General features: G+C 61.8%; 10 protein-coding genes. 1 reads left to right on the forward strand and 9 read right to left on the reverse strand.

Going from position 1 to position 14,553, the window contains the following annotated elements; all coding sequences use genetic code 11:
• Position 1: 1 nt before the first annotated feature.
• Entirely contained in the window at positions 2–3,898 is a 3,897-nt protein-coding gene (purL, locus tag Q7F16_RS17430) for a phosphoribosylformylglycinamidine synthase (RefSeq protein ID WP_046064859.1), read from the reverse strand.
• A gap of 287 nt (positions 3,899–4,185) precedes the next feature.
• Between purL and mltF the strand changes: the two genes are divergently transcribed.
• Positions 4,186–5,646 carry a membrane-bound lytic murein transglycosylase MltF gene (mltF, locus tag Q7F16_RS17435; RefSeq protein ID WP_082098038.1) on the forward strand — a complete coding sequence of 487 codons (1,461 nt, stop codon included), beginning with the start codon at positions 4,186–4,188 and terminating at the stop codon, positions 5,644–5,646.
• 168 nt (positions 5,647–5,814) lie between these two features.
• Here the strand turns inward: mltF and pdxJ are convergent, their stop codons facing one another.
• From pdxJ to lptF, 8 genes are all read right to left on the reverse strand, one after another.
• Positions 5,815–6,558, reverse strand: a complete 744-nt coding sequence (gene pdxJ, locus Q7F16_RS17440; RefSeq protein WP_046064861.1) for a pyridoxine 5'-phosphate synthase — start codon at positions 6,556–6,558, stop codon at positions 5,815–5,817.
• A gap of 49 nt (positions 6,559–6,607) precedes the next feature.
• A complete protein-coding gene (recO, locus tag Q7F16_RS17445; RefSeq protein WP_409556121.1) occupies positions 6,608–7,297 on the reverse strand; it encodes a DNA repair protein RecO in 690 nt (229 codons plus the stop codon).
• A 171-nt stretch (positions 7,298–7,468) separates the two neighbouring features.
• The gene (gene era, locus Q7F16_RS17450; protein ID WP_003205264.1) at positions 7,469–8,371 is read right to left on the reverse strand and encodes a GTPase Era; all 903 of its coding nucleotides are present in this window, start codon (positions 8,369–8,371) and stop codon (positions 7,469–7,471) included.
• Entirely contained in the window at positions 8,364–9,053 is a 690-nt protein-coding gene (rnc, locus tag Q7F16_RS17455; protein WP_003205268.1) for a ribonuclease III, read from the reverse strand. The genes era and rnc overlap by 8 nt, the downstream gene beginning before the upstream one ends.
• Before the next feature lie 183 nt (positions 9,054–9,236).
• The gene (gene lepB / locus Q7F16_RS17460) at positions 9,237–10,091 is read right to left on the reverse strand and encodes a signal peptidase I (protein WP_014340008.1); all 855 of its coding nucleotides are present in this window, start codon (positions 10,089–10,091) and stop codon (positions 9,237–9,239) included.
• A gap of 5 nt (positions 10,092–10,096) precedes the next feature.
• The gene (lepA, locus tag Q7F16_RS17465) at positions 10,097–11,896 is read right to left on the reverse strand and encodes a translation elongation factor 4 (protein WP_003205274.1); all 1,800 of its coding nucleotides are present in this window, start codon (positions 11,894–11,896) and stop codon (positions 10,097–10,099) included.
• Between the two features lie 182 nt (positions 11,897–12,078).
• Positions 12,079–13,140, reverse strand: coding sequence for an LPS export ABC transporter permease LptG (gene lptG, locus Q7F16_RS17470; protein ID WP_014340009.1), 1,062 nt, complete (start codon positions 13,138–13,140; stop codon positions 12,079–12,081).
• Entirely contained in the window at positions 13,133–14,254 is a 1,122-nt protein-coding gene (lptF, locus tag Q7F16_RS17475) for an LPS export ABC transporter permease LptF (protein WP_014340010.1), read from the reverse strand. The genes lptG and lptF overlap by 8 nt, the downstream gene beginning before the upstream one ends.
• Positions 14,255–14,553 lie beyond the last annotated feature (299 nt).

Consider the following 14,553-nt stretch of genomic DNA (forward strand, 5'->3'; position numbering starts at 1 on the left):
CTTAGTTCACCCAGACGCGCGCGTTGCGGAACATGCGCATCCATGGCGCGTCTTCGTTCCAGTCGTCCGAACGCCACGAGTTCTGCACCGCGCGGAACACACGCTCCGGGTGCGGCATCATGATCGTGACGCGGCCGTCGCGGCTGGTCAGCCCGGTGATCCCACGCGGCGAGCCGTTCGGGTTGGCCGGGTAGGTTTCGGTGACCTTGCCGTGGTTGTCGACAAAACGCAGCGACACGCAACCGGACAGGTCAGCTTCGAGCAGTGCTTCTTCGCTTTCGAATTCCGCATGGCCTTCGCCGTGGGCGATGGCGATCGGCATGCGCGAACCGGCCATGCCCTGCAGGAAGATCGAGTTCGACTCCTGGACCTGGACCATCGCCACGCGCGCTTCGAACTGCTCGGAACGGTTACGCACGAAGTGCGGCCAGAACTCGCTGCCCGGGATCAGTTCGTGCAGGTTGGACATCATCTGGCAACCGTTGCACACGCCGAGGGTGAAGCTGTCGGTGCGTTCGAAGAAGCCCTGGAACGCATCGCGGGCGCGGCTGTTGAACAACGCCGACTTGGCCCAGCCTTCACCGGCACCCAACACGTCACCGTAGGAGAAACCGCCGCAAGCGACCATGCCCTTGAAGTCATTCAGGTCGACACGACCGGCGAGGATGTCGCTCATGTGCACGTCGATCGCGTTGAAACCGGCGCGGTCGAATGCCGCCGCCATTTCCACCTGACCGTTGACGCCCTGCTCGCGCAAGACCGCCACTTGTGGGCGAATACCCTTCTTGATGTAAGGCGCGGCCACGTCGTGGTTGACGTCGTAGCTGAGCTTGGCGCTCAGGCCCGGGTTGTCTTCTTCCAGCAGCACGTCGAATTCCTGCTCGGCACAGTCGGCGTTGTCGCGCAGGCGCTGGATCTGGTAGCTGGTTTCCGCCCACTGGCGCTGCAACAGGCTGCGCTGGCCTTCGAAGACGGTGTCGCCGTTGAAGGTGATGTTGATGTGGGCGTTGTTGATCGGCTGGCCGATCACCGAGACGCAGTCGGCCAGGCCGGCTGCGCTGAACTGGGCGAGGATGTCCGGGGTGGCGTCCTGGCGAACCTGGATCACCGCGCCCAACTCTTCGTTGAACAGGATGGCCGGGATTTCGGCCTTGGACTCGGCAACGCTGTCGAGGGTCAGGCTCAGGCCGCAATGGCCGGCGAAGGCCATTTCCACCACAGTGGTCAGCAAACCACCGTCGGAACGGTCGTGGTAAGCCAGCAGGTGACCGTCGGCGTTGAGACCCTGGATGACGGCGAAGAACGCCTTCAGGTCTTCGGCATCGTCGACGTCCGGCGCTTGCGAGCCGAGCTTGCCATGCACCTGGGCCAGGATCGAGGCGCCCATGCGGTTCTGGCCACGGCCCAGGTCGATCAGGATCAGGTCGGTGGTGCCCTTGTCCATGCGCAGTTGCGGGGTCAGGGTCTGGCGGATGTCGGTGACCGGGGCGAAGCCAGTCACGATCAGCGACAGCGGCGAGGTCACGCTCTTGTCCACGCCTTCGTCGTTCCAGCGCGTGGCCATGGACATCGAGTCCTTGCCCACCGGAATGGTGATGCCCAGCTCAGGGCACAGCTCCATGCCAACAGCCTTGACGGTGTCGTACAGGCGGGCGTCTTCACCTGGGTGACCGGCGGCGGACATCCAGTTGGCCGACAGCTTGATGTCGGAAATCTTGCCGATACGCGAAGCCGCGATGTTGGTCAGGGTCTCGCCGATCGCCATGCGGCCCGACGCCGGGGCGTCCAGCAGCGCCAGCGGCGTGCGCTCGCCCATCGCCATGGCTTCACCGGTGTAGACGTCGAAGCTGGTGGCGGTCACGGCAACGTCAGCCACCGGCACCTGCCACGGGCCAACCATCTGGTCACGGGCCACAAGGCCGGTGATGGTGCGGTCGCCGATGGTGATCAGGAAACTTTTGCTCGCCACGGCCGGGTGATGCAGCACGCGCTCGATGGACTCGGCGATATCGAGTGTCGACGGATCGAAATCGTCGCCCAGCTCTGCTTCGCGAACGGCCGAACGGTGCATGCGCGGGGCCTTGCCCAGCAGCACTTCCAGCGGCATGTCCACCGGACTGTTGCCGAAATGGCTGTCGGTGACGGTCAGTTGCGGCTCGGCGGTAGCCTCGCCCACCACGGCGAACGGGCAGCGCTCGCGCTCGCAAATGGCCTGGAAACGTTCGAAGTCGGCCGGACCGACCGCCAGGACGTAACGCTCCTGGGATTCGTTGCTCCAGATTTCGTGCGGGGCCATACCCGGCTCGTCGTTCGGAATGTTGCGCAGTTCGAAGCGGCCACCACGGCCACCGTCGTTGACCAGCTCCGGGAAGGCGTTGGACAGGCCGCCCGCGCCGACGTCGTGAATGAAGCTGATGGGGTTGTGTTCACCCAACTGCCAGCAACGGTCGATGACTTCCTGGCAACGGCGTTCCATTTCCGGGTTTTCCCGCTGGACCGAGGCGAAGTCCAGGTCCGCCGAGCTGGTGCCGGTGGCCATGGAGGAAGCGGCGCCGCCACCCAGGCCGATGAGCATGGCCGGGCCACCGAGGACGATCAGCTTGGAGCCGACCAGGATCTCGCCTTTTTGAACGTGTTCGGCGCGGATGTTGCCCATGCCGCCAGCGAGCATGATCGGCTTGTGGTAACCACGGACTTCTTCACCACGCGGGGTGGTGATGGACTGTTCGAAGGTACGGAAGTAGCCGGTCAGGGCCGGACGGCCGAATTCGTTGTTGAACGCCGCGCCCCCCAGGGGACCTTCGATCATGATGTCGAGGGCGTTGACGATGCGCTCAGGCTTGCCGTACGGCTTTTCCCACGGCTGTTCGAAGCCCGGGATCTGCAGGTTCGACACGGTGAAGCCGGTCAGGCCGGCCTTGGGCTTGGCACCGCGCCCGGTGGCGCCTTCGTCGCGGATCTCGCCACCGGAACCGGTGGACGCGCCCGGGAACGGGGCAATCGCGGTCGGGTGGTTGTGGGTCTCGACCTTCATGAGAATGTGCACCGGCTCCTGGACCGCACCGTACTGGCGGGTCTCAGGGTTCGGGTAGAAACGACCGGCAACGCTACCGACGATCACCGCCGCGTTGTCCTTGTAGGCCGACAGCACACCTTCGTTGTGCATCTGGTAGGTGTTCTTGATCATGCCGAACAGGCTTTTTTCCTGGTCCTGGCCGTCAATGTCCCAACTGGCGTTGAAGATCTTGTGGCGGCAGTGCTCGGAGTTGGCCTGGGCGAACATCATCAGTTCGATGTCGTGGGGGTTGCGCTTCAAGCCCTGGAAGGCGTTGACCAGGTAATCGATCTCGTCTTCGGCCAGGGCCAGGCCCAGCTCGACGTTGGCTTTTTCCAGCGCGGCACGGCCGCCGCCCAGTACGTCGATAGCGGTCAGAGGCTTGGGTTCGGCATGGCTGAAGAGGCCGGCGGCCTGCTCCAGGTTGCCCAGGACGACCTGGGTCATGCGGTCATGCAGGCCTTCGGCGATCAGTTGGGCCTCGGCCTCGCTGAACTCACCGGCGACATAAAAGGCAATACCGCGCTCCAGGCGCTGGATTTTCGCCAGGCCGCAGTTGCGGGCGATGTCGCTGGCCTTGCTCGACCACGGCGAAATGGTGCCGAAACGCGGCAGTACCAGGAACAGACGACCGGCCGGCTCCTGGACAGGAACACTGGGACCGTACTTCAGAAGGCGCGCGAGCACCTGCTGTTCGTCGCCGGTCAAACCGCCGGTGACTTCGGCGAAGTGAGCGAATTCAGCATACAAGCCACTGACAGCCGGAACCTTCTGGCTCAGTTGCTCAAGGAGTTTGCTGTGGCGAAAGGCAGAAAGGGCAGGAGCGCCGCGCAGGATCAACATCTTCGGGACAGCCTCGGGAAGGGGTGTGCTTTGAGGCCGTGCATTCTAGCCTAAACCGCCGGCAACGGCACCCGAAACGGCACGCGCGATGCTGGCCGAATGTCGGTCTTTGCGCACATGGCGGTATTGGACACCCGCACCAAGGTTTTCGCAGAGTTATTTTTCAGCGACGCAAAGCCCTGCGCGCCCCGGCCGGCTGGTGCTGCGGACATGTTTTGCAATGGCTAGCAGACTGGCCTTTTGCTGTCGAGATATGGCGGTAGGGGCCGTTTGCGTATACTGCGCAGATGTTTTCCCCAACGGCTTTGCGTCCGCGATATGCCAGATGGCTGATCGCAACCGGACTCTTCCTGGTGCTCGGTGGTTGTGTTGAGAAACCCAACACACTGGAGCGCGTAAAGGAGGATGGCGTGCTGCGGGTGGTTACCCGAAACAGCCCTGCCACCTACTTCCAGGATCGCAATGGTGAAACCGGCTTCGAATACGAGCTGGTGAAGCGCTTCGCCGACGATTTGGGCGTGGAACTGAAGATCGAGACCGCCGACAACCTCGACGATCTGTTCAACCAGATCGGCAAGCCCAACGGTCCGGTACTCGCGGCGGCGGGCCTTGTCAGCAGCGAACAGCGCAAGAAGCAGGTGCGGTTCTCCCGCTCCTACCTGGAAGTCACCCCGCAAATCATCTACCGCAACGGCCAATCACGCCCCACCGACGCGGCGGCCCTGGCGGGCAAGAAGATCATGGTGCTCAAGGGCAGCACTCACGCTGAACAACTGGCCCAGCTGAAACAGCAGTATCCGGGCATCGAGTACGAAGAGTCCGACGCGGTTGAAGTGGTCGACCTGCTGCGCATGGTCGACGAGGGCCAGATCGACCTGACGCTGGTGGATTCCAACGAAGTGGCGATGAACCAGGTGTACTTCCCCAACGTGCGCGTGGCGTTCGACCTGGGCGATGCCCGCAGCCAGAGTTGGGCGGTTGCCCCTGGCGAGGACAACAGCCTGCTCAACGAGATCAACAGCTACCTGGACAAGGTGCAGAAGAACGGCACCCTGCAGCGCCTCAAAGACCGTTATTACGGGCACGTTGACGTCCTAGGCTACATGGGCGCCACCACGTTCGCCCAACACTTGCAGCAACGACTGCCCAAATACGAACAACATTTCAAGGCCTACGCCAAGAAAGAGAAAGTCGACTGGCGCCTGCTGGCCGCGATCGGCTACCAGGAATCGCTGTGGCAACCGACGGTCACCTCCAAGACTGGCGTGCGCGGCCTGATGATGCTGACCCAGAACACCGCCCAGGCCATGGGCGTATCCAACCGCCTGGATCCGAAGCAAAGCATCATGGGCGGCGCCAAGTACCTGGCCTACATGAAGGAGCAGTTGGACGAAAGCATCGAGGAGCCGGACCGCACCTGGTTCGCCCTCGCCGCCTATAACGTGGGCAGCGGTCACCTGGACGACGCCCGCAAACTGGCGGCCAAGGAAGGGCTGAACCCGAACAAGTGGCTGGATGTGAAGAAGATCCTGCCGCGCCTGTCCCAGAAACAGTGGTACAGCAAGACCCGCTACGGCTACGCCCGGGGCGGCGAGCCAGTGCATTTCGTGGCGAACATCCGTCGCTACTACGACATCCTGACCTGGGTCACGCAGCCGCAGCTCGAAGGCAACCAGGTGGCCGAGGGCAACCTGCATGTGCCGGGTGTCGACAAGAGCAAGCCGAGCCAGGAATCCCCGCAGCTATAACAGCTGTACACAACTTCTGATGCTGTGATGAACCCGTGGCGAGGGAGCTTGCTCCCGCTCGGTTGCGTAGCGACCGCAAAATCTTGGGGCCGCTTCGCAGCCCAGCGGGAGCAAGCTCCCTCGCCACAATGGATCAGGCAAGCCTTAATTAAGCTGTATGGGATGGGGTCAGGATCTGGCGGCAGCCAGGATCAGCGCTTTCATTTCCGACACAGCCGACTTGAACCCGACGAACAACGCATGGGCCACCAGCGCGTGGCCGATATTCAGCTCGTTGATGCCCTTGATGGCCGCGACGGCTTCGACGTTGTGATAGTGCAGGCCATGGCCGGCGTTGACGATCAGGCCCTGGGCCAGGCCGAAGGCGACGCCATCAGCTACTCGTTGCAGCTCATCGGCCACGTCCGTGGGGGTCTCGGCATCGGCGTAACGGCCGGTGTGCAGTTCGATGGCCGGCGCACCAACACGCTTGGAAGCCTCGATCTGCCGTTCGTCGGCGTCAATGAACAACGACACCTCGGCGCCGATCTTCGACAGGCGTTCCACCGCCAGGCTGATCCGCGCCTCCTGCCCCGCTACGTCGAGGCCGCCTTCGGTGGTCAGCTCCTGACGCGTCTCCGGCACCAGGCAGATGTGCGCCGGGCGAATGAGCTCGGCGAACGCCATCATTTCTTCGGTCACGCCCATTTCGAAGTTCATGCGGGTTTGCAGCACATCCTTGAGCAGCAGCACGTCACGCTCCTGGATATGGCGACGGTCTTCACGCAGGTGCACGGTGATGCCGTCGGCGCCCGCCTCTTCCGCGTCCAGTGCGGCCTTGACCGGGTCCGGGTAACGGGTACCGCGGGCCTGGCGCAGGGTGGCGACATGGTCGATGTTCACGCCGAGAAGAATGCGATTGCTGGTGCTCACGAAAAGGCTCCTGAATGGACGAATAGTCGGCCCACAGCATACGGGTTGATCAGGGCTTGCGAAACAGCTCGCGACTGACCAGTGGCCGCCCGTCCAGATGCACGGCCAGCGCCTGGCGCATCAGCCGCTTGGCCGCCGACAAGGCTCCCGGGGCACTCCAGTCGGCCTCGGCCATGGCCAGCAGCTCGGCACCGTTGAACAGCCCAGGTTGCAACAGGTAGACCTGCTCCAGGCCGGCATCCACCTGCAAGCGGTACAGGCCATCGGCGGCGATAGGCTCGCCGTGCAGGTCGGTGTTCAGGGCGAAACCATAGCCGAGGTCATCCAGCAGCCGCCATTCGAAGGAGCGCAGCAGCGGCTCCAGCGGCCGGCCTTCGGCCAGGGCCAGCAGCGTGGCGGCATAGTGGTCGAAGACCGCCGGATGGGGATCTTCGGCGGGCAGCAGGCGGATCAGTAGTTCATTGAGGTACAAGCCACTGAACAATGCCTCGCCGTTGAGCCACGCGGCGACGCCATTGCTTTCCATGCGCCCGACATTTTTCAACTCACCCCGGCCACGGAACTCGACTTCCAGCGGCACGAACGGCCGCGCCAACGTCCCGGCCTTGCCCCGCGCCCCACGCAATACTGCCCGCAACCGCCCTTGCGGCGTGAGGAAGTCCACCAGGGCGCTGCTTTCGCGGTAGGCACGGCTGTGGAGGACGTAGGCGGGTTGGCCGGTGGGTTGGGTTGGGGGCATGGGAATCAGAGTTCTCAATGGACGAGCAGAGTTTTTAAACAGCCCCAAACCAATGTGGGAGCGAGCTTGCTCGCGATAGCGGTCTGTCAGTCAACATCCATGTTGAACAGCAGGCCCTCATCGCGAGCAAGCTCGCTCCCACAATGGTTCTCGGTACATCCAGTCAGCTGATCAGAGGTCGCCGTAACCCAACGAACGCAACGCTCGCTCGTCGTCGGACCAGCCACCCTTCACCTTGACCCACAGGTTGAGCATGATCTTGGAGTCGAACAGCAGCTCCATGTCCTTGCGCGCCTCGGTGCCGATGCGCTTGATGCGCTCGCCCTTATCGCCAATGATGATTTTCTTCTGGCCGTCACGTTCGACGAGGATCAGCGCATGGATATGCAGGGTCTTGCCCTGTTGCTTGAACTCTTCGATCTCGACCGTGATCTGGTACGGCAGCTCGGCGCCCATCTGGCGCATGATTTTCTCACGCACCAGCTCGGCGGCGAGGAAACGGCTGCTGCGGTCGGTGATCTGGTCTTCGGGGAAGAAATGATCGTTTTCCGGCAGGTGTTCGGCAATCACCCGCTCCAACGCGTCGAGGTTATGGCCGTGCTGGGCAGAGATCGGGATGATCTGGGCGTTCGGCAACTGTTCCTGCAACCAGGTCAGGTGCGGCATCAGTTCAGCCTTGTCTTCGATGCGATCGGTCTTGTTCAGCGCTACGATCAAGGGACCGGTCACGTACTGGACGCGCTCGAGGACCATCTGGTCTTCTTCGGTCCACTTGGTGCGGTCGACCACGAAGATCACCACGTCGACGTCTTTCAACGCCGCCGAGGCAGTCTTGTTCATGTAGCGATTCAGGGCCTTTTCGCCGCCCTTGTGCATGCCCGGGGTGTCGACGTAGATCGCCTGCACGGCGCCTTCGGTCTTGATGCCCAGCATGTTGTGGCGGGTGGTCTGGGGCTTGCGCGAGGTGATCGCCAGCTTCTGGCCCAGGATGTGGTTCAGCAGCGTGGACTTGCCCACGTTCGGCCGACCGACAATGGCGACATAGCCGCAGCGGGTGACGGTTGTATCAGTCATTGCCATTCTCCACACCCAGGGCAATCAGTGCTGCGGCGGCCGCTACCTGTTCGGCAATACGACGACTCACACCCTGACCCCGGCTTTTTTCATTCAATAGGACCACTTCGCATTCGACGAAGAAGGTTCGGCAATGCGGCTCACCCTGGATATCCACGACTTCGTAGCGCGGTAACTCGCAACTGCGCGATTGCAGGAATTCCTGCAGACGGGTCTTGGGGTCCTTGTTGGTGTCCACCAGCGTCAGGCTGTCGATCTCGGAGGTCAGCCAGGCCAGCACGCGTTCACGCGCCATTTCCATGCCTGCATCCAGGTAGATCGCGCCAATCAACGCTTCCAGGGCATCGGCCAGGATCGACTCGCGACGGAAACCGCCGCTTTTCAACTCACCGGAGCCCAGGCGCAGATAGTCGCCCAGGTCGAAACCACGGGCCAATACGGCCAGGGTCTCACCTTTTACCAATCGTGCGCGCAAACGCGACAACTGGCCTTCGCGGGCCAGCGGGAAACGCTCGAACAGCGCCTCGCCGGCCACGAAGTTGAGGATGGCATCACCGAGGAATTCCAGGCGTTCGTTGTTGCGCCCGGCAAAACTGCGGTGAGTGAGGGCCAGGAGCATCAGGTCCTGGTCCTTGAAGGTGTAACCGAGCTGACGCTCGAGACGGCTTAGAGAAACGCTCACGGTTTACCCACGCTGAGTTCGTGGCTGGATTCCACCGCCACGGCGGCAAGGCGCCGTTGGCTTGGGACAATTAACGCTGTGTTCAAAAATACGTCCTGACTATCGTTGGCTTCATGCCTTCGGGCAACCTTGCGCAGGCTCCAGAAAAGCATTCGGCGCTGTGTTCAACAGCGCCGTGTGTGATTACTTGATCAGGCCAACCCGCGAGAAATTCGGCAGGTGACTGAGTTTGGGTTCCGGCCAGCTCATCCAGACCGCAAAGGCCTTGCCGACGATGTTCCGGTCCGGAACCATGCCCAGCAGGTTCTTGGGAATGTTCGGATCATCCCAGTAACGGCTGTCGTTGGAGTTGTCGCGGTTGTCGCCCATCATGAAATAGTGCCCCGCCGGCACGGTCCATGAACGGTCCGGCGTTGCGCGGTAGCGGCTCATTTCCTTGCGGATCAGGTGTTCGGTCTCGCCGAGTTTTTCCCGGTAGAGCTCGGCACTGCCCAGCGTACCCGGCTCGGAGCCAAGCAACTGTTCGGCCACCGATTCGCCATTGACGAACAGGCGCTTGTCGGCGGTGTAGCGGACCGTGTCGCCCGGCAGGCCGACAACACGCTTGATGTAGTTGACGTTCGGGTCGCTTGGGAAGCGGAACACCATGACATCGCCGCGTTGCGGATCACCGACTTCGATGACTTTCTTGTCGATCACTGGCAGGCGAATCCCGTAGGAGAACTTGTTCACCAGGATGAAATCACCCACGTCCAGGGTCGGCTTCATCGAGCCGGACGGGATCTGGAACGGCTCCACCAGGAACGAGCGCAGCACCAGCACGATGAACAGCACCGGAAAGAACGACTTGCCGTATTCGACCAGCAGCGGTTCCTTGTTGAGCTTTTCGACCACCACACCATCAGGCTGGCTGACGCTGCCCTGATAAGAGGCGATGGCCGCCCGGCGCCGAGGCGCCAGGAACAACAGATCAAGCAACGCCAACAGGCCGCAGACAAACACGGCGATAACCAGCAACAGCGGGAAATTTAGCGACATAGGACCTAACTATCCAACCTGAGCACCGCAAGGAAGGCTTCCTGTGGAATTTCCACGTTACCGACCTGCTTCATGCGTTTTTTACCGGCCTTCTGCTTTTCCAACAGCTTGCGCTTACGGCTGACGTCGCCACCGTAGCATTTGGCCAATACGTTCTTTCTGAGCGCCTTGACGGTTGTACGCGCCACAATCTGCCCGCCAATGGCGGCCTGGATTGCCACATCGAACATCTGCCGCGGAATCAGTTCCTTCATCTTCTCGGTCAATGCACGACCTTTGTAGTGCGCGTTGTCACGGTGCACGATCAATGCCAGGGCATCGACTTTCTCACCGTTGATCAGCACATCCAGCTTCACCAGATTAGCCGATTGGTAACGATCGAAATGATAGTCCAGCGAAGCATAGCCGCGACTGGTGGATTTGAGGCGGTCGAAGAAGTCCAGCACCACTTCGTTCATCGGCAGGTCGTAGGTCACCTGGACCTGCGTGCCGAGGAACAGCATGTCGTGCTGCACGCCGCGCTTCTCGATGCACAGGGTAATGACGTTACCCAGGTGCTCCTGAGGCACAAGAATGTTGGCCCGCACGATCGGCTCGCGCATGTCCTCGATGGCCGACAGGTCCGGCAGCTTGGACGGGTTGTCGACGTAGATGGTTTCGCCGTTCTTGAGCAGCAGCTCGAAAATAACCGTCGGTGCCGTGGTGATCAGGTCCAGGTCGTACTCGCGCTCCAGGCGCTCCTGGATGATTTCCATGTGCAACATGCCCAGGAACCCGCAACGGAAGCCGAAGCCCAGGGCGTCGGAGCTTTCCGGGGTGTATTGCAGGGACGAGTCGTTCAGGGTCAGCTTTTGCAGGGCTTCGCGGAAATCCTCGAAGTCGTCGGAGCTGACCGGGAACAGGCCGGCATAGACCTGCGGCTGGATGCGTTTGAAACCTGGCAGCACATCGACGTCGGGGGTGGAGCTCAAGGTCAGGGTGTCGCCGACCGGCGCCCCGTGGATGTCCTTGATGCCGGCGATGATGAAGCCCACTTCACCGGCCTTCAGGTCTACGGTGGCAGTGTGCTTGGGGTTGAATACACCGACGCTGTCCACCAGGTGGATCTTGCCGGTGGACTTGACCAGGATCTTGTCGCCCTTCTTCACGCGGCCATGGCGCACACGAACCAGGGAGACCACGCCCAGGTAGTTGTCGAACCAGGAGTCGATGATCAACGCCTGCAGCGGATCTTCGATGTTGCCGGTCGGCGCGGGAATGGTATGCACCAGGCGCTCGAGCACTTCGTCCACACCCAGGCCGGTCTTGGCGCTGCAGGTGACCGCGTCGGTGGCATCGATGCCGATGATTTTCTCGATTTCTTCCTTCACGCGGTCCGGATCGGCCTGGGGCAGGTCGATCTTGTTCAGTACCGGCATGACTTCCAGGCCCTGCTCGATGGCCGTGTAGCAGTTGGCAACCGACTGGGCTTCGACGCCCTGGCCAGCATCGACCACCAGCAATGCGCCCTCACAGGCCGCCAACGACCGGCTGACTTCATAGGTGAAGTCGACGTGGCCCGGGGTATCGATGAAGTTCAGCTGATAGGTGATGCCGTCGCGGGCCTTGTAGTAGAGGGTAACGCTGTGGGCCTTGATGGTGATCCCGCGTTCACGCTCCAGGTCCATGGAGTCCAGGACCTGGGCTTCCATTTCGCGCTCGGCCAGGCCGCCGCACATCTGGATGAAGCGATCGGCCAGCGTCGACTTGCCATGGTCAATGTGGGCGATGATGGAGAAATTGCGGATATGACTCAAATCACTCACGGATCAACACTCAAAAAGGCTGCAGGCATAGCCCGCCGAAAAATAGCCGGGAATTGTACCTGATACACCGCGCAAGTGGGAGCAAAGCTTGCTCGCGAAACAGCCACCCCGATCTATGAAAGACCACAGGGCCTTCATCGCGGGCAAGCCTTGCCCCCACAGCCCTCTCGCTACACGAGCAATCAACCGGCCCGACGCAACAGCCAGAGCCCGGCCAACGCGCAGACACCGGCCGGCACCAGCACCGCAAACAGCGGCGAGAAGCCGAACACCAGGCTCGACGGCCCCAGCAGGTCCTGGGCGATACGGAAAGTGAAGCCCACCAGCACGCCGGTAAACACCCGCTGGCCGAGGGTCACCGAACGCAGCGGGCCAAAGATGAAGGAGATCGCCATCAGTACCAGGGCGGCAGTGACCAACGGTTGCAACACCTTGACCCAAAAAGCCAGCCAGTAGCGGCCGTTATTCAGGCCCTGGTCCGCCAGGTAGTGGATATAACCCCACAAGCCGGTAATCGACAGGGATTCAGGTGCCATCACCACGGTACTGAGCAACTGCGGGCTGATCGACACATCCCAACGTTCCTGTGGGGCGGCGACCACCTCGGTGCGCTTGTCATGGAACAAGGTGGTGGTGACATCATTCAGTTGCCAGTGATCCTCGGCGAATTTGGCGCGCTTGGCGAAACTCGACGACAGCATGTGCCGTTGCTCGTCGAAGCGATAACGGGTCACGCCATACAGAATGCCGTTGGGCTGGACCGAGTTGATGTGGATGAACTCGTCGCCCTGGCGGTGCCACAGGCCGTGCTTGGCGCTTTGCGCATCGCCGCCACCCTGGGCCAGGGAACGGTTGGCCTGGGCAGTATTCTCGGTGGCCGGGGCGATGTACTCGCCGATCAACACACCCACCAGCATCAACACCAGCATCGGCTTCATCACCGCCCAGACGATCCGACCAATGGACACGCCGGCGGCGCGCATGATGGTCAGTTCACTGTTGCTGGCCAGGCTGCCCAGGCCGATCAGACAACCAATCAGCGCGGCCATCGGCAGCATGTCATACAAGCGCCGCGGCGCCGTCAGCAGCACGTAGCTCGCCACGTCCACCAAGGTATAGGTGTCGCTGACGTCGCCCATTTCATCGATGAAGGCGAACAGGGTCGCCAGCCCCAGAATGATCCCCAGCACCGCAAGGATCGCCATGAACACACTGCTGCCGATGTAGCGATCGAGCTTAACCACGGGCCACCTCCAGCGCGCTGCGGCGACTGGCCAGCTTCAGGCGCAGTGGTTCCCAATAAAGCAGTCCCAGGCCGATGACCAGGAAGATCGAGTGCACCCACCACAAGCCCAGGGCTGGCGGGATCTTGCCTTTCTCCAACGCACCGCGGGCGGAAATCAGGATGGTCAGGTAAGCCATATAGAGAAGAATCGCCGGCAGCAGTTTGAGGAAACGCCCCTGGCGCGGATTGACCCGCGACAGCGGGACCGCCATGAGGGTCACGATGAACACCAGTAGCGGCAAGGACAGGCGCCATTGCAGCTCGGTACGGGCACGGATGTCTTTGTTGCCCAGCAGGCTGGCGGTGGACATCGCGTCGCGGTCGGTGACTTCGTCGCTGACCTCGGGCTTGGGCAACAGCACGCCATAGGTGTCGTACTTGATGGCCCGGTAATCGGCCTGCCCCGGCTTGCCGTCATAGCGATAGCCGTTTTCCAGGATCAGGTAGCGGTTGCCGTCGGGGTTGATTTCCTGCCGGCCCTTCTCGGCCACCAGCACGGAAATGCCGCGGTCTTTCTTGGTATCCGAAGACAGGTTCTTTTGTGTAATGAAGACACCGCCCAGGTCGATCCGGTCCTCCGAGAGCTGTTCGGTGTAGGTCACGCGCGTACCGTCGCGCAGGGCCTGGAAACGCCCTGGCACCAGGGTGTCGAACTCGGTCATGGCGTCCTGCTGGTTGATCAGCAGTTGAAACTGGTTGGCGCCCTGGGGGGCCAGGCTCAGGCTCAGCCACGCCACCACCAGCGCCACCACCGTGGCCGGGAACAGCGTCATGCGAAACAGGCGCTGCTGGCTCATGCCGGTGGCCGACAGCACGGTCATTTCGCTGTCCAGGTACAAGCGCCCGTAAGCCAGCAGGATGCCGAGGAACAACCCCAGCGGCAGGATCAATTGCAAGAAGCCCGGCAGGCGGAACCCCATGATCAGGAACAGCGAGCCCGGGTCCAGGGCACCGGAGGCTGCCTGGGCGAGGTATTTGATGAAGCGCCCGCTCATGATGATGACCAGCAGCACGGCGCTGACCGCGCTCAGGGTCAGCAGGACTTCGCGGGATAAATAACGGAAGACGATCAAACCAGACACTCCAGGATTGTCAGGCTAAGGCGGCCAAACAAGAAACGTATCGAGCCAGCTCATGCAGCGAGCCGCCAAAAAAAGAGCCGCATTATCCTGTGATTGGAGGCGCCTGTCACTGCGCACGCTTATAAGCAGACGCTTCACAGTCAAAAAGTTAACGGCTCCCAGGGTTGTCAGGCTCGGCCGCCGGGGTTCAAACTGCGGCCCTTGTCGCCGGCAAGTCCCGGCGCTTCTCTTATATAGAAGACAGCTGCTCAGCGCGCCACTGTCTCGGCGCCTGGCCTCTTGACCATTGA

It is taken from the genome of Pseudomonas sp. Lb2C2 (genome assembly GCF_052112205.1).
GTDB lineage: Bacteria > Pseudomonadota > Gammaproteobacteria > Pseudomonadales > Pseudomonadaceae > Aquipseudomonas > Aquipseudomonas kilonensis.

Coding starts and splice junctions, on each gene's coding strand:
- purL (WP_046064859.1), bottom strand. CDS start 3,898: ATGTTGATCCTGCGCGGCGCTCCTGCCCTTTCTGCCTTTCGCCACAGC.
- mltF (WP_082098038.1), top strand. CDS start 4,186: ATGTTTTCCCCAACGGCTTTGCGTCCGCGATATGCCAGATGGCTGATC.
- recO (WP_409556121.1), bottom strand. CDS start 7,297: ATGCCCCCAACCCAACCCACCGGCCAACCCGCCTACGTCCTCCACAGC.
- era (WP_003205264.1), bottom strand. CDS start 8,371: ATGACTGATACAACCGTCACCCGCTGCGGCTATGTCGCCATTGTCGGT.
- lepB (WP_014340008.1), bottom strand. CDS start 10,091: ATGTCGCTAAATTTCCCGCTGTTGCTGGTTATCGCCGTGTTTGTCTGC.